A 15,816-nucleotide genomic window follows, 5' to 3' on the forward strand; every position below is an offset into this window, starting at 1 on the left:
CGATCACCGCCGGTAATGTTGATCAGGCCGAGAGTATACGCAAATGTCCGCTGCCCCGAGGAGTGACAATGCTCGATCACGCATCCGGCCGCATCGACATCACACGCCTGCGGGAAGCGCTCGACGGCCGGTGGGCCGAGGTCCGCCGGGCGCACCGCGAACATCTCGACGAACGCTTCCTCCCGGTGTACGGCGAGACCGGTGACCAGGCCCGCGAGCGCATCACCCGGCTCCTGTCCGAACTCCCCGTCGAGCTGGGCATCGCCTCCGGTTTCCCCGCCGAGTACGGCGGCCGCGGCGACGTGGGCGCCTCGATCGTCGCCACCGAGATGCTGGCCCAGGTGGACCTGTCACTGATGGTGAAGGCCGGCGTGCAGTGGGGCCTGTTCGGCGGCGCGGTCGCCGCCCTCGGCACGAAGCGGCACCACGACGCCTACCTGCGGGACATCGTCGCGGGCCGGCTCTTCGGCTGCTTCGCGATGACCGAGACCGGCCACGGCTCGGACGTGCAGCAACTGCGCACCACCTGCGTCTACGACCCGCAGACGCAGACCTTCGACCTGCACACCCCGCACGAGGCCGCGCGCAAGGACTACATCGGCAACGCGGCCCGGGACGGGCGGATGGCTGTGGTGTTCGCCCAGCTCGTCACCGGCGGGCGCCGCCACGGGGTGCACGCCTGGCTGGTGCCGATCCGCGACGAGCACGGCAAGCCGATGCCCGGCGTGACCATCGGCGACGCCGGGCCCAAGGCCGGCCTGCTCGGCGTGGACAACGGGCGGCTCAGCTTCGACCACGTGCGGGTGCCGCGGGACATGCTGCTGGACCAGTACGCGCAGGTCGCCGAGGACGGCACGTACTCCAGCCCGATCGAGAACGACTCCCGGCGCTTCTTCACCATGCTGGGCACCCTGGTCCGGGGCCGGGTGAGCGTGGGCGGCGCCGCGTCGGCGGCCACCAAGTCGGCGCTGGCCATCGCGGTGCGCTACGGCGACATCCGCCGGCAGTTCGCCGACGCCGACGGCGACCGCGAGGTGCTGCTCAACGACTACCTGGCGCACCAGCGCAAGCTGCTGCCCGCGCTGGCCACCACGTACGCGCTGACCTTCGCCCAGGCGGAGCTGGTCGCGGCGCTCGACGAGATCCAGGGCGGCGACGGGCCGGTTGACGAGCACCGGCAGCGGGAGCTGGAGTCCCGGGCCGCCGGTCTGAAGGCGGCGCAGACCTGGCACGCCACCCGCACCATCCAGATCTGCCGGGAGGCGTGTGGCGGCGCCGGCTACCTGTCCGAGAACCGCCTGCCCAGCCTCAAGGCCGACACCGATGTCTTCACCACCTTCGAGGGCGACAACACGGTGCTGCTGCAACTGGTCGCCAAGGGGCTGCTGACCGGCTACCGGGACGAGTTCGGCTCGCTCGACGGCTGGGGACGCGCCTCCTTCGTGGCCGAGCAGGTACGCGAGATGGTGCTGGAACGCACCGCCGCGCGGGCGCTGATCGCACGTCTGGTCAGCGCCGTGCCCGGGCGCGACGACGAGGTCGCCGTCACCGACCGGGGCTGGCAGCTCAAGCTCTTCGAGGACCGCGAGGAGCACCTGCTCGACAGCGCGGTCCGCCGCCTGCGCGGTGGCGCGTCCACCAAGAAGGACCGCCCCTTCGACATCTTCAACGACGTCCAGGACCACGTCCTCGCCGTCGCCGCCGCGCACATCGACCGGGTGACGCTGGAGGCGTTCGTCGCCGGGATCGACGCCATCGCCGACCCGGCGGTCAAGGAACTGCTGTCCCGGGTCTGCGACCTGTACGCGCTCAGCGTGATCGAGGCGAACAAGGGCTGGCTGCTGGAGCACGGGCGGCTCACCCCGGCCCGCTCGAAGACCATCACCAGCGTGGTGAACGGGCTGCTCAAGGAGCTGCGCCCGGACATGCGCACGCTCGTGGACGGCTTCGCCATCCCGGACGCATGGCTGCACGCGGCGATCCTGCGCGAGGAGCCCGTCCGGCAGGAGACGATGGCCGCGCACGACGCCGCCGGCGACCCGCAGGCCGTCCCCGCCTAGCCGGCCGGCGCCACGGCCCCCGGGTCAGCCTCCGGGGGCCGGCGCGGGTTCCGGCCGGGCCGGCGGGCCGGGCGTCGCGGCGGCGTCGCCGTCGACGGCCCGCGAGGCGGTGTACGCAGCGGCGCCGAGCGCCAGGTACAGGCCGCCGAACAGCCAGAAGGCGGCGAACAGGAAGCCGCGCTCGGCCATCGAGAGCGCCATGACCAGCGCGCCGGCCAGCGCGGTCACGGCGTAGCCGGCCCGGATCCCGTAGGCGCACAGCGCGCCGGCCGCGAGCGGCCCGGCGATCCACAGCGCCGCGCCGACCCAGCCGACGCCGACCGAGCCACCCGCCGACGCGACCGCCACCAGCACGCCGGGCATCGCCACGAATCCCCCGGTCAGATAGCGCCACCACCGTCCACCGGCTCCGCGCCGCAGGGCCCACGGCACGATCGCCGCCGCCCAGGCCATCAGCGCGAGCGGGAAGTAGTACAGGCCTGTCTCGCCGGCCGCGCAGGCGAACATCGTCAGGACCGTCGCGCCGGCGAACCGTACCCCGGCACGTGCCCGGGCGGGCGCCACGAGCGGCGCGGCCGCGACGAGCGCCGGCAGCAGCGTGAGCAGCGCGATTCCCGGGCCGAGCCGGCGGAGGACGCCCTGCTCGCCGGAATCGGCCTGGATCGGCTCCACCGGCACTGCGGACGGCAGCAGGAAGCTCACGCACACGGCGATCAGCACGCCGACCGCCACCGCGACCAGGGACAGGGTCCGCCCGGCCCGGGCCGGGCGGTCCTGGGCCGGCAGCCCCAGTTCCTCCCGCGCCTGCCGGGCCACGTCCCGCGCGGCGCCGAGGCCGGCGAGGATCTCGTCGGCGCTCCGTCCGCTGTCGAGGGCGTCGGCGATGTGCGCGCGGACATCCGCGACGATCTCCTCCGCCGTGCCGGACGGGACGTCGGACAACTCCGCGTCGAGCGCCCGCAGATAGGTCCACGCCGCCTCCGGGAGGCCGTCGTCGCTCATGCTTCCTCCCCCATCAGCTCATCCACGTGCGGCTGGATCTCCTGCCACACCGCCGCGAACACCCGCAGGTGCGCCCGCCCCTGGTCGGTGATCGCGTAGTACCGCCGGGCGTGCCCCTGCTCGGGGGCCACCCACCGGGTCTGCACGGAGCCGGCCTGCCGCATGCGGGCGAGCAGCGGATACAGGCTGCCCTCGCTCGCGGTCAGACCGCGGACGGCGAGCCAGTCGGCCAGTTCCAGGCCGTACATGTCGCGCCGCGAGAGCAGGGCGAGCACGCAGTACTCCAGCACGCCCTTGCGGATGTTCGTGGTGATCCGCTCACGTGCCCCGTCCATGCATCGCAAGATACCTTGCTATACAAGCCATCTTGCGAGGGGGTCGGAACGCGTGCTGCCGGCCGCGCCCGTGGGCGCGGCCGGCAGCACGGACCGGTACGCGGGCGTCAGCGCCCGTTCAGCTTGCTCTGGACGAAGTCGAAGGCACGGTCACCGATCTGCGGCGCGTACTGGTCGGCGGCCGCCACCGAGGCGGGGAAGTTCTCGCCGGCCCAGACCCGGCTCTGCCCGCACTCGGCGGCCCACTCCGAGTAGCTGTTCCAGGTGAGCATCATGTCGGCGGCCGGGGTCACGCCCGGTTCCACGATCGAGGAGCCCTTGCGGACCGGGATCACGACGGTCAGCTTGTCCGTGCCGGTGAACCGGCGCGCGACCTGGGCGTAGGCGACGCAGACCGCCGCGTTGACCGACGGGTAATCCGGAGCCGCGATGGCGACCGAGCTGAGGTAGCTGCGCCACTGGGTGCCGGTGATGTCGTTGACGGTGCCCCGGCCCGGGCCGCCCCACGCGGTCAGCTTCTTGTTCGGGTACAGGTGGCGGATCGCGCTGAACGGCTGCACCGAGTCGTACTTGCGCATGTAGTACCAGGACGCGATCGCCACGTCGAACCCGGCGACGTCAGTCATCACGATGAACCGGACGGAGTCCTCGGTGTTGTACCGGCCCCGCAGGAGCGTGTGCGCGATGGCGCCGTACGGCGTGATGTTGTCGCTGAAGATCTCCGCGCTCATCTTCTTGCGGTCGTCCAGGCCCGCCGAGGCGCGCAGCACCTCGTCGGCCTGCTTCCGGTAGCCCTTCGGGTTCAACAGGTGGTGGTTCGGCGGCGGGGCGAGCCGGAACTGCTCGGGCCGCTCGAAGGTGATCGGCTTGACCCGGCCGAACTGGGGCGTCGCGAACTCCTGCGTCAGGACGACCTCACGCTTGGAGATGGTGTTCGGCTGCCAGCGCGACGGGAAGCGCAGCTCGTACGGGCTGTTGACCGGCCGGTAGCCGGTGTAGTCGGCGTACGGCTCACGGTTGTAGCGACGGCCGCCCGCGTCGCCGTCGCGGTTCGTGCCGTCGTTCCGGCGCGCCGCCATCGCGTTCTTCGCGGCGAGGATGCCGATGCCGCTGGCGGTGGTCCGGTCCTCCGCGGTGACGGCCGGGTCCAGGCCGGCGGTGGCCATCATCCGCTGCCAGGTCGCCTCGTGCTGGGGGTAGAGCTTGCTGAGCGAGGTGTAGGCCGAGTAGATGACGGCGATGTTCTTGTTGCGCGTCGTGTGCTCCTCGGCGGGACGGCGGCCGATGGTGGAGAAGATGCCGACCGCGGTGGGGTGGTACGCCGCCAGGGCGTCGAACCACGGCAGTTCGATGAGCATGGCGCGGTCCGCGGCCCAGGACCCGGGCCGGCCGCTGTACTCGACCCGCGGCTCGGTGTTGAGGGCCGGGTAGATGACGTCGGTCAGGGCGTTCCCGTTGTCGAGGTCGAAGGTCGGCGCCTGCGGGGCAGCCGCCACACCGTTTGTCAGCGACGCCACCAGGGCGATCGCCGCGGCGACGGCCGCGACACCCCCGAGATGCCGTTTCCGCGGCCGCCTCAGAATGTTCACCGGGAATTCTCCTCTCCATTGGACCGCCGCAAAAATGTGCTCACCGAAAAATGAGGGCAGCGGATCGAAGGAACATTAACGCGCGTTATTCAAGCCGGTCCACTACTCGATCGGGTAGTGGCCGCGACAGTGGAATGCGACGCGCTGTCGGCAACCACCGTAAATATGCCGGCCGCCATTTTCACGCCCGGTCCTCCAGTTCCTGGGCGAACGCCAGCCAGGCGCTGGCGCACGAACGGGCCAGCTCGGCCACCGATTTGCGCCAGTACGGCGGCACGGCGTCGACGAACTCGCGCCAGGCCGCCGGATCCACCACGTGCCCGTCGGCCCAGCGGACGAAGGCCCGGCCCAGCTCGGCGTACTTCACCGCGGGGTCCCGGATCAGGTTGCCCCGTACCGCCGGCCAGTCGACAGGCGGCGCGGAGGGCTGGCCGAGCCGGCGTCTGCGCGCCTCCGGCCCGTCGTCGGCGGCCGGCTCGGGCTCGGCCGCCGGTCGCTGCGGGGTCAGGACGGGGTCCCGGCCCGCCTGCAACCGGGCGCGCACGTCCCGCGCCGTGCCCACCGACACCCCGGCCTCCTGCGCGATGGCACGCAGGGGCGCGTCCGGCCGGAGCGCGATGACCGCGCTGGCCCGCCGCCGGCCCGCCGAGCCGTCCAGCGGGCGCACCCGCCCGTCCCGTCCCACCCGGCTGCCCTCCCGCGCCGCCGGTTGCAGCAGGCGGCGCCGGATGCCGCTCGCCGTGGTCGGTGACAGCCCGGCCGCCGCGGCGACGGCGCGGTCCGACCACTGCGGATACAACCGCAGGATGCGGGTGGCGGCGGCCTCCCGGTCGGCGCGGGACAACGGCAGCCCGTGTTTGATGTTGGCGTCGACCGAGAGCAGGAACGCCGCGGCGTCGTCGCCGTCGAAGAACGTCACCCGCACGGTCTCGTCGCCGCGCAGCTTGGCGGCCCGCAGCCGGTGCATGCCGTCGATCACCCGCATCGTGCCGCGTTGCACCAGGATCGGCGGGAGGTCGTGCATCGCGGCCAGCAGCCGGATGTGCTCGACGTTCTCGCCCGCCAGCCGCGGGGAGTCACCGGGCAGCAGCGCGGAAACCGGAACCGTCTCGCCAAGCACAGACCGATCCTCCGTAGCTGCATCGGGCAGGGGGAATCTCTCGTCGTTGCCCTTCACTTCCAGCGTGTTTGAGCTGCCCCACATTGGAAACACTCGCTTCAGCTGAGACAGGATTCAGTGCGGATAGGATGAGGTACGCGCGTCACCGATCGAAGGATTACGCCTTCTCACACATCATTGCGATGGGATTCCTGCTGAGCAACACCACCGGCGGTCCCGGCACGGGTAGTTGACACTACCCACGCAAGTAGTGGACGACGAACTACGGCGCGGCTAGCCTGGCCGAATTTGCTCCGGCAGGTCTCCTTCTGTCAATTTTCCCGCAGTTCGGAAACGGCCGGCGCAAAGACCGGCGACGTCAGGCGGCGACCTCCGGCCGCGCCGAAGGGCCGGAGCGCCGCGGCCCCGGGCCGACCGTCGCGGTGTCCTTGGCCCACGCTTCGATCAGCTCGGTGGCCTGACCCGGGTTGAGCCGCGGGTCGCACAGCGAGGTGTAGTGCCGCGCCAGGTCCTCCTCGCCGGCCACCGAACCGCCGACGCACTCGGTCACGTCGGTGGCGGCGACCTCGATGTGCAGCCCGGCGGCGTGCTGCCGCTGCTGGTCGAGGATGTCGCGGAACCACAGCGCCTCGGTGACCACGTCGGAGAGGTGGCGCGTCTTCAGGCCGACCGAGGCCTTGACGGTGTTGCCGTGCATGGGATCGCTCAGCCAGAGCACGGGGTGCCCCGCGTTCACCACCGCGCGGACGATCGGCGGCAGGGACTCCCGGATCCGGTCCCGGCCCATCCGCGGGATCAGGACGAGACGGCCCGGGTCGCGCCGCGGGTCGAGCGCCTCGCACACCCGCAGGACGTCGTCCGGGTCGGCGTCCGGCCCGATCTTGCAGCCGACCGGGTTCACCACCGTGGACAGCATGGCCACGTGCGCCTCGGCGGACCGGCGGGTCCGCTCCCCCACCCACGGCAGGTGGGTCGACGCCAGGTAGTGCTCGCCCGTGTCCGGGTCCCGGCGGATCAGGCGGGACTCGTAGTCGACGACCAGGGCCTCGTGGCTCGACCACGGCCCCTCGGCCCGCGCGGCACGCCGGTTGCCCTCCCGGTGGGCGCGCAGGACCCGCTGCACCCGGTCGCTCGCCTCGTACGCCCACCACATGCGGCGCGGGTCGGCCTTGCGCGTACCGGGCGCGGCCAGCTCGGAATTGATCATGTGGCCGCGGAAGGAGGGGATGCTCAGCGCGTCGTGCCACTCCGTCGCCTGCGACCGGGGCTTGGCGAACTGCCCGGCCATCCGGCCCACCCGCAGCACGTTGCGCCCGGTGAGCTCGCTGAGCCGGTCCCCCAGCCGGTCGATGACCTCGATCTTGTCCGAGGTGTGCCGGGGGGTGCACTCGTAGAGGCTCTCGGCGCAGTCGCCCAACTGCAGCAGGAGCCCGTCGGTCGACGCCAGCTCCGACAACAGCTGCCGGAACCCCCGTACCTCCCCGGGTGGGACCAACGGCGGGGCCGACGCCAACGCCTGACAGGTCTCCGCGTACGCCGGGTGGTCCTGCCAGTCCGGTTGCTGGACCGCCGGCATGCCCTCCCACGGCCCGAGTGGGCTGCGTTCCGCCGTTGAACCGGATTGCTGCATCTGTCCTCCAGTCGAGAGTCAGCCGGACCGGCCGGTCGCGTGTGCGCGTGACCCGGCCGCCGGTGACGGCACGTCGCGCCTATCCGCCACCCCGTACGCGCTGGACCACGGCGTCGGGGTCCGGCGGCGCGGTGTTTCCCCGCCAGGCGACGTGGTGGTCCGGCCGCAGCAGGACCAGGTCGCGTTCCCACAGCTCACGAGCCCGGAGGTCGGTCACCACGGTGTGGGTGACCGGGAGCCCCCGCGCGGCCGCCGCCGCCAGCAGCGGACCGGCGGAGCCGTCACCGGTGAAGTCCACGAGGGTGAACGAGGCCGGGTCGAACCGGTCGAAGATCTGCTGCCCGTCGCTCAGCAGGAGGCTGGGCGGGCGGGCGCCGGGCCAGGTCGTCGGGGTGTACGCCCGCGGGTCGTCCGGGGGCTCCCCCGGTCCCTCCGGCCAGAGCACCGGCGAGCCGGAGTAGCGGTAGCCGAGCTCGATCCCCCGGTACTCGTTCTCGCCCCGCTCGGCGTCGAGGAAGGCCGCGACGGACGGCAGCGGGGCGCCGCCGCGCAGGAGCTCGCCCGCCCGCAGGTGCACGCCCAGGTGCCGGTGCGAGGTGTGCATGTTGCGCCGTCCCACCGGGCGGCGTTCGGCGTCGTAGCTGTCGAGCAGCGCGGGGCCGCCGAAGCCCCGGACGACAGCGGCCAGCTTCCAGGCCACGTCGACGGCGTCGCCGATGCCGGTGTTCATGCCGTACGCGCCGGTGGGGAACATCCGGTGGGCCGAGTCACCGGCGAGCAGCACCCGGCCGGCGCGGTACCTGTCGGCGAGCATGAAGCCGGGACGCCAGCGCGAGGTGAGCAGCACCTTGTCGATCCGCAGCTCGGTGCGGATCGTGTCGAGCAGGAACGCCTCCGGGTCGGCCGGCGGCTCGTCGAACTCGTTCGGGTCGACGCCGTTGACGTGCGCGGTCCAGGTGTCGACCTCGTCCTGGGCGATGATCACGTACCGGAACGCGAAGTAGTGCCAGAACCGGCCGTGCCGGTGCAGGCTGTCCAGGTCCCGGCTGGTGAAGTGCACCATGAAGGCGCCCGGCAGGCCGGGCACGTCGAAGCCCTCCTCACCGATGCCCACGGCCCGGCGGACCTGGCTCGACGCGCCGTCGCACCCGACCACGTACTCCGACCGCACCCGGACCTCGCCGCCGGTGTCGTCGGCGAGGACGCTGGTGACCCCCGCGTCGTCCTGGGTCAGCGAGTCGAACCGCACGCCGAGGCGCAGGTCGACAAGGGGCTCCCGCCGGCAGCGGGCCCGCAGGACCGGTTCCAGGTCGATCTGGGAGATCCGCTGGCCGGGCTCGGCCGGCTGGGTGCCGTCGTTGTGCTCGGCGATGCGGCGCCACTCCTGCGTCACCGAGGGCAGGCCCCACCTGGTGATCGGCTCACCGGCCAGTCCGGTCGACCAGATGACGTCGGCCCGGTGCTCGGGCGCGACGCCGGCGGCACGGACGTCGTCGGCGAGGCCGAACTGGCGGAGGAACTCCATGCTGCGGGCGTTGACGTAGTCCAGCTTGGGATGGACCGACGTCTCGAAGCCCTGGTCGACGAGGACGCAGGCGACGCCGTGACGGGCGAGCGCCAGCGCGGTGACCATGCCGACCGGGCCCGCGCCCACGACCAGAACCGGTACCGGATCCACAGTTGCCTCCCGAGGGGTGTGGGGCGGCGGAGGGGGCCGCCCCACACCGTTGCGGATGTTCAGCTCACCGGGCTGGGCGCCCGGTCCTGGCGGCCGTCGCGGTCCTCGTCGTCCACGGCGGCCGGCCGCGGCGGTCCCGTGACGACAGCTCCGGTGAGGGACCGGACCTGCATTTCGGCGAACGCGGCGTCGTCGCGCTCCCGGCTGGTGATCGAGCCGAGGTAGCCGAGCAGGAAGCCGACCGGCACCGTGATCAGCGCGGGCTCGACGTCCACGAACTTGAAGTTGCTGTCCGGGAAGATGGCGTCCGGCTCGCCCGAGACACCGTTGGAGAACAGCACCAGGAACGCGGTGAGCGCGAGGCCGCCGTAGACCGTCCACTGCAGGCCGCGGGTGTTGAAGCGCCGCCAGAACAACGCGTAGACGACGATCGGCAGGACCACCGCGCCGGCAATGTCGATCGAGGTCGGGATGAAGATGTGGGTCCGTACCGGCAGCATCACGACCGCCAGCAGCACGGAGCCGACGCCGATGATCAGGGTGTTGCGCTTGATGTCCCGCAGCTCGGCGGCCGGATCCAGCCGCCGGCCGCGGATCACGTTCAGGTCCTTGGTCACCGTCGTCACGGCGCTGTGCAGCAGCGGCGCGAAGACGCCGACGATCGTCAGGACCGCGACGCCGGCCAGGGAGCCGACCATCACCGGACCGCCGAGCTCGTCGGCGAGCTTGGGGAAGCTGATGTCGCGGTGGGCCTTGATGACGCCGATGTTGTCCCGGCCGAGGATCGCGACGGCGCCCAGCCCGACGACGGACAGGCACAGGTAGAACCCGACGATGATCATCGACGCCCACCCGGTCGACCGGCGCGCGTCCCGCCCGCTGGTCACCGCGAAGTTGCGCATGAACAGGAACGGAATGGCCGCCACTCCGACGGCGATGGCGAACAGCTTCGACAGGTGCACGAGCGTGGTCGCGCCCTCGCCGAACAGCCGGCCCGGGCCCAGCAGATCGCTGCCGCTGGGCACCGGCGCCGCGTTCGCCTCGGCCCGCTCCAGCAGGCTGAAGAGGTTCAGGTCGAAGCGGGCCAGCACCCAGGCGGTCAGCACGCCCACCACGACCACCGACAGCACCAGCTTGAACACCAGGATGCGGGTGACCCCGAGCATCCCGCCGAGGTACACGTACCCGACCGTGATCAGGCCGACGACGAACACCGGGAGGACCAGGCCGACGAGGGCGTCGACGCCGAACCAGCGGTTGAAGATGAACGCGATGGCGGCCATCATGATCACCGTCAGCATGACGTACGTCAGCAGCGTGAGCACCGCCGACGCGATCCGCGCCGGCCGCTCCCGGGTACGGACCGCGAGCAGGTCACCGAGCGTGTAGCCGCCCACGTTGCGCACCGGCCCGGCGAAGAGGAACAGCGCGAGCATGGTGCCCATGGTGAAGGCGGTCATCAGCAAGATGGCGTCGTAGCCGCTGAGCGCGATGTGGCCGGTGATGATGTACATCGTCGAGTACATCAGCGGCGCGGAGGCCACCGCCAGCGCGTTCTGCACCGGCCCGATCCGCCGGTCGGCCAGCAGGAAGCCGTCCGCGGTGGTGGTGCTGGCGCGCGCCGACCGGACCAGGTAGAGCACCGCGAGCGCGAGGACGATGGTGACCGGCACGGCGATCGCGGGCGTCGCCCACGTGTTGTCGACCGGGGGCGGCGGGTCGGCGAGGACGACGCTCATCGGGCCGCTCCTTCCAGGTCGGCACGGATCTTCTCGCTGAGCGGATCGAGATGCGTGCGGGCGTAACGCAGGTAGAAGGCGGCGAGCGTCACCACGAAGGCGAACGACAGGAAGACGAAGAGCAGGCCCACGTTGACCGGGCCGGCCACCTTCTCCCGGAAGAAGTCCGGCGCGTAGGTGGCGAGCAGGCTGCCGAGGAACCACCAGCCGAAGAAGGCGACGCTGGCCCAGAGCGTGAACGTGCTCGATCGTCGCCGTAGTTCCCTGAACTCTGCGCTGTGATGGACGGCGAGGTAGCGACCGCCGTCCGTTGCCGGAGCTGCCGTGTCCATTGCTCTCTCCCCCTGGTGAGAACGTCGCAGACGATGCGGAGATGGGTGCGGCGTCAGTCTCGGCGACCGTTCACGCTCCGGCATGGCTTAATCACGGGATTTCCGGGGCGTGGCCGGCGCATTGGCGTGGCGGGTCCGGCCGAACCGCGTGAACGGGTGATGCCCGTGCCCGGCCGGCGTCCGATGGTGACTGCATGACGTCGGCACTGAGAACCAGCGCGTGGACGTACGACGACTTCACCAGCCCCGAGCTGGACCCCGCCCGCTGGGCGATCATGTCGATCGCCGGCGCGGACGGGCAGACCCACAGGTACCAGGACCGCAACGCCCGCATCCGCACCGGCGACGGGCGGCTGGAGCTGACAGTCGACCCGTTCACCCGCTTCCACGACACCGATCCCCGGCAGAACAACGCCAAGCAGATGTACCGGTCGGTGCGGCGCTTCGCCGTGCCGGCGGAGGGCTCGCTGACCGTCGAGGTGGAGATGGGCGTGCGGACGTACCGGCAGATCCCGCACGACCTGCTGGACGCGTTCGGCACGGTGAACCTGTTCGACCTGGAGACCGGCGTCGTGTTCAACGCCGCCGCCACGAACGACACCGTGTACGCGACTGTCGAGCGCCTGGTGCTGCCCGGCGTGACCCAGCCGCACGAGCACTACATCCACCGGGTGGTCCTGGACGTGCCGACCGAGCCGGGCCGGGGGCACGGATACGCCATCACCTACCGGGCGCCGACGTCGGAGGTGGAGTTCCACGTCGACGGCCGGCTCGCCTACTGGGCGCGGGTCCCGGTGCCGGTGACCGGATTCCACGCCGGCATGGCGCTCTTCTCCGCCCGCGACCTGGCCCGGTACCCCCGCGAGCAGCGGGAGCACGGGCAGGGCGCGACCGGGTGGTGGGGGCCGTGGCGGATCGCCTCCGGCGTCAGATGAGCACGTCACCGCCGTCGATGTTCAGGTTGACCCCGTTTATCGAGCGGTTCGTCAGCAGGAAGTCGATCGCCTCGGCGCAGTCCTGCATGGTGACCGGCCGCCGGCTGAGCGCGCGGGTCGCGGCGGCCTCCCGCGCGGCGGGCTTGTCGCTCCAGAACGGCGTGTCGGAGACGATGCTCGGGTGCAGGGCGTTGACCCGGACCGGCGAGAGTTCCACAGCCAGGGTCCGCACCAGCGCGCTGATCCCGCCGTTGGCGGTGGTGACGGAGGTGGAGCCGGGATACGGCCGGTGACTGGCCAGGCCGCCGAGCAGCACGACAGCGCTCTCGTCGGTCATCCGCGGGGCGAGGGCGTGCAGGACCGCCGTGTAGCCGACCAGCTTGACGGTCAGCAGCCGCGCCGCGTCGCCCGGCCGGTACGCGCGGACGGTGTTGTAGTCGCGGTCCAGCGCCGCGACCACGAGCCGGTCGACGTGCGGCACGTCGGCGAGCGCGTCCGCGATCGCCTCCGGCTCGGCCAGGTCGAGAGCGAGCCCACGGGTCCGCCCGCCGATCTCGTCCGCGACGGTCTTGGTCCGGGCCGCCGAACGGCCGGTGATCACCACGTCGTCTCCGCGTTCGGCGCAGAACCGGGCGAAGTGCCGCCCGATCCCCGAGGTTCCGCCGACGACCACGACCCGGGTCCGATCCGACATCGATGCTCTCCTCATCGTTGGGTGCTGCTCTGATCCGGACGCCCGGCGGCGTCCGCCAGCCCGTCCAGCACGTCCGCCGTCCACAACGGCACCGCGCAGCGGTCCGCGGCGTAGCGCAGCGCCATCAGGTGGTCCTCGCGCGACAGGTCGGCCAGCGCGTCCGCCACCAGGAACGCCTCGATGTCGCGGCTGAACGCGTCGCAGGCGGTGATCAGGCACCCCATGTGCGCGTACACGCCGCAGACCACGAGCTGGTCCCGTCCCGCACCGCGCAGTCGCTCCTCCAGGTCGCTGCGGAAGAACGCGCTGTACCGCCACTTGGTCAGCACCATGTCGCCCGGCTGCGGGGCGACGTCGTCGACGATGCCCCGGTCGTCCTCGGCGCTGCTCATGCCGGGGCCCCACAGGTCGTGCAGCAACCCGCGGTCCTCCCGGCTCATGCCGCCGGGCTGCGCGGTGTACAGCACCGGCACGCCGGCCGCCCGCGCCGTGGCGAGCAGCTTCGCGACGTTGGGGAGCAGTTCGGCCAGCGGGGACTCCCCGGCCGCGAACGGGCGCAGGAAGTAGCGTTGCAGGTCGTGCACCAGCACGGCGGCCCGGTCCGGGTGCGGACGCCAGGGCAGCGCGGTGCCGGGCAGGTCGCCGTCGCCGGGCATGCGGTACGGCGCGATCGGGGTCATGGCCATCGGTTCTCGCCTCCGGTTTCCGTGCGAGGGCGTCACACGTGCAGGGCCGCGCCGCCGTCGACGTACAGGTCGTGCATGGTCACGTGGCCCGCCTGGTCGGACACCAGATAGGCGACCGCCTCGGCCACGTCGCGCGGCTGGGCCAGCTTGCGCAGCGGGATGCCGACGCGGTACGCGCCCGGCGTGCCCTCGATCACCGCGCTCGGGTCGGCGCCCTCGCCGAGCATGGCCCGCAGCATGGGGGTGTCGGTGGAGCCGGGCGAGACCACGTTGCACCGGATGCCGTAGCCGGACAGCTCAAGCCCCAGGCAGCGGGTGAACTGCGCGGACGCGGCCTTGGAGGCGGCGTACGCGGCCATCTCGGTACGCGGCACCCCGGCGGCGTTCGACGCCACGGTGACGATCGCGCCACGACGGCGGCCCACCATCCGCCGCGCCACCGCCCGGGACACGTGGAACACGCCGTCGGCGTTCACCGAGAAGGTCCGGCGCCACTGCCGGTCCGACAGCTCGACGACCCGTCCGGTGTGCAGCACGCCGGCGGCGTTGACCAGGATGGCGACCGGCCCCATCTCGTCCTCGACCCGGCGCACCAGCGCGTCCACCGCCTCGCTGTCGCACACGTCGACGCAGTAGGCGCGCGCCGAGTCGCCCTCGGCGGCGAGCTTCGTCACGACGGTGGTCAGCGCCTCGGCGTTGCGGTCCACTGCCGCCACCTGCGCGCCCGCCCTCGCCAGGACACCGGCCACGGCGGCGCCGATGCCCTGCCCCGCGCCCGTGACCAGGGCGACCTTCGACTCGATTCCGGTCAGTTCCATCAGGCGCTCCCGCTGGTCGTGGTGGCTTTCTCGGCGTCGTACCCGAAGAGCCATTCGTGGCGGTCCAGGCCGGACGAGGATTGTGCGGCGACGTCCCGGCGGCGCTGGTCGGCGCCGTCGGCCAGGTGGAACATCTCGGCGTTGGCCCGGGACTGCCGCTGGATCCGGGTGGTCCGGGGCAGGCGGATCCGTTCGTAGCGGCGCAGCGCGGCGCCCAGGCCCGCCGGTTCCACGCCGGCCAGGCAGACCGCGAGCACCACCGCGTCCTCGACGGCCTGGTTCGCGCCCTGCGCCTGGAACGGCAGCATCGGGTGCGCGGCGTCGCCGATCAGGGTCACCCGTCCCGCGCTGAGCCGGTCGATGCTGTCCCGGTCGTGCAGCGCCCACCTGCCGACCCGGTCGGCCGCGGCGATCAGCCGGGTGACGTCCGGGTGCCAGCCCGCGTACGCGGCCGCGAGTTGCGTCACGTCGCCCCGGCCCGACCACGACTCCTGCCGCCAGTCGGTGGCGGGCACCGTCGCGCCGAAGCTCACCTGCCGGCCGGCGGACACCGGGTAGCAGACGCAGTGCTGGTCCGGCCCGAACCACAACTGCACCCGGGGTTCGGTGAGCAGGAACGGCACCCGCTCGGCCGGCACCAGTCCGCGGTAGATGGACTGTCCGGAGAAGCGCGGCCGGTCCGCCACGATCTGCTCCCGCGCGACCGAGTGGATGCCGTCGGCGCCCACGACGAGATCCGCCGCGACCGTGGTGCCGTTGGACAGGTGCAGGTACGCCTCGTCGGCGGTCTGCGTCACGGCGGTGAGGCGGGCGCCCAGGTGCACCCGGTCCGACGGCACCAGCGACAGCAGGCTGCTGTGCAGGTCCGCGCGGTGCACCACGTAGTACGGCGCGCCGAAGCGGCGTCCGCACACGCTGCCCAGCTGGGTGCGTTGCAGCAGCGTGCCGTCGTCCCAGCGGCGCATCTCGATCGCCTGCGGCGCGACAGCCACCGTACGCAGGCGGTCACGCAGGCCCAGCCGGTGCAGCAGCCGGGTGGCGTTCGGCGCGACCTGCACGCCCGCGCCCACCTCCATGAGCTGGTCGGCCTGCTCGTACACGTGGCAGTCGATCCCGGTCCGGCGCAGGGCGGCGGCGAAGGCGAGCCCGGCGATGCCGGCGCCGGCCACGGCGACCCTCATCTGCGGCATGTCGGTTC

14 protein-coding genes are annotated in these 15,816 nt (G+C 72.2%); 2 read left to right on the top strand and 12 right to left on the bottom strand.

The annotated features are described in order from the left end of the window. Positions 1-68: 68 nt before the first annotated feature. Entirely contained in the window at positions 69-2,060 is a 1,992-nt protein-coding gene (locus tag MicB006_RS14350; RefSeq protein WP_116506700.1) for an acyl-CoA dehydrogenase, read from the top strand. Positions 2,061-2,084: 24 nt separating this feature from the next. On the opposite strand, the gene MicB006_RS14355 is transcribed toward MicB006_RS14350, so the two are convergent. The 8 genes from MicB006_RS14355 to MicB006_RS14390 all read right to left on the bottom strand — a co-directional run bounded on the left by MicB006_RS14355 (position 2,085) and on the right by MicB006_RS14390 (position 11,485). Beyond that, positions 2,085-3,062, bottom strand: a complete 978-nt coding sequence (locus tag MicB006_RS14355; RefSeq protein WP_192900239.1) for a DUF1700 domain-containing protein — start codon at positions 3,060-3,062, stop codon at positions 2,085-2,087. After that, complete coding sequence (locus MicB006_RS14360; RefSeq protein ID WP_116506702.1) at positions 3,059-3,397, bottom strand: PadR family transcriptional regulator; 339 nt, start codon at positions 3,395-3,397, stop codon at positions 3,059-3,061. Before MicB006_RS14360 ends, MicB006_RS14355 begins: the two co-directional genes overlap by 4 nt. Positions 3,398-3,504: 107 nt before the next feature. Beyond that, a complete protein-coding gene (locus MicB006_RS14365) occupies positions 3,505-4,986 on the bottom strand; it encodes a vanadium-dependent haloperoxidase (protein ID WP_225980750.1) in 1,482 nt (493 codons plus the stop codon). A gap of 181 nt (positions 4,987-5,167) precedes the next feature. After that, positions 5,168-6,106 carry a ParB N-terminal domain-containing protein gene (locus MicB006_RS14370; RefSeq protein ID WP_221453269.1) on the bottom strand — a complete coding sequence of 313 codons (939 nt, stop codon included), beginning with the start codon at positions 6,104-6,106 and terminating at the stop codon, positions 5,168-5,170. A 358-nt stretch (positions 6,107-6,464) separates the two neighbouring features. Next, complete coding sequence (locus MicB006_RS14375; RefSeq protein WP_255419524.1) at positions 6,465-7,682, bottom strand: 3-deoxy-7-phosphoheptulonate synthase; 1,218 nt, start codon at positions 7,680-7,682, stop codon at positions 6,465-6,467. 133 nt (positions 7,683-7,815) lie between these two features. Next, the gene (locus tag MicB006_RS14380; RefSeq protein ID WP_225980751.1) at positions 7,816-9,414 is read right to left on the bottom strand and encodes an FAD-dependent monooxygenase; all 1,599 of its coding nucleotides are present in this window, start codon (positions 9,412-9,414) and stop codon (positions 7,816-7,818) included. Between the two features lie 59 nt (positions 9,415-9,473). Beyond that, positions 9,474-11,153 (bottom strand): cation acetate symporter, encoded by a 1,680-nt coding sequence (locus MicB006_RS14385; RefSeq protein ID WP_116506708.1) that lies wholly within the window; start codon positions 11,151-11,153, stop codon positions 9,474-9,476. Beyond that, on the bottom strand, positions 11,150-11,485 hold the full coding sequence (locus MicB006_RS14390; RefSeq protein ID WP_116506710.1) for a DUF485 domain-containing protein: 336 nt from the start codon (positions 11,483-11,485) through the stop codon (positions 11,150-11,152). Before MicB006_RS14390 ends, MicB006_RS14385 begins: the two co-directional genes overlap by 4 nt. A 194-nt stretch (positions 11,486-11,679) precedes the next feature. On the opposite strand from MicB006_RS14390, the gene MicB006_RS14395 reads away from it, so the two are divergent. Beyond that, positions 11,680-12,420 carry a DUF6081 family protein gene (locus MicB006_RS14395; protein WP_116506712.1) on the top strand — a complete coding sequence of 247 codons (741 nt, stop codon included), beginning with the start codon at positions 11,680-11,682 and terminating at the stop codon, positions 12,418-12,420. Here the strand turns inward: MicB006_RS14395 and MicB006_RS14400 are convergent. Genes MicB006_RS14400 through MicB006_RS14415 form a run of 4 tightly spaced genes read right to left on the bottom strand, consistent with a single transcriptional unit; the run spans position 12,413 to position 15,808 of the window. Next, positions 12,413-13,114, bottom strand: a complete 702-nt coding sequence (locus MicB006_RS14400) for an SDR family NAD(P)-dependent oxidoreductase (RefSeq protein WP_073827945.1) — start codon at positions 13,112-13,114, stop codon at positions 12,413-12,415. The genes MicB006_RS14395 and MicB006_RS14400 overlap by 8 nt on opposite strands. Positions 13,115-13,125: 11 nt before the next feature. Continuing rightward, positions 13,126-13,800, bottom strand: coding sequence for an isochorismatase family protein (locus MicB006_RS14405; protein WP_116506714.1), 675 nt, complete (start codon positions 13,798-13,800; stop codon positions 13,126-13,128). 32 nt (positions 13,801-13,832) lie between these two features. Continuing rightward, a complete protein-coding gene (locus MicB006_RS14410; RefSeq protein ID WP_116506717.1) occupies positions 13,833-14,618 on the bottom strand; it encodes a 2,3-dihydro-2,3-dihydroxybenzoate dehydrogenase in 786 nt (261 codons plus the stop codon). Continuing rightward, positions 14,618-15,808, bottom strand: a complete 1,191-nt coding sequence (locus MicB006_RS14415) for an FAD-dependent monooxygenase (protein ID WP_116506719.1) — start codon at positions 15,806-15,808, stop codon at positions 14,618-14,620. The genes MicB006_RS14410 and MicB006_RS14415 overlap by 1 nt, the downstream gene beginning before the upstream one ends. Positions 15,809-15,816: the final 8 nt, after the last annotated feature.

The organism is Micromonospora sp. B006 (assembly GCF_003408515.1).
GTDB lineage: Bacteria > Actinomycetota > Actinomycetes > Mycobacteriales > Micromonosporaceae > Micromonospora > Micromonospora echinospora_A.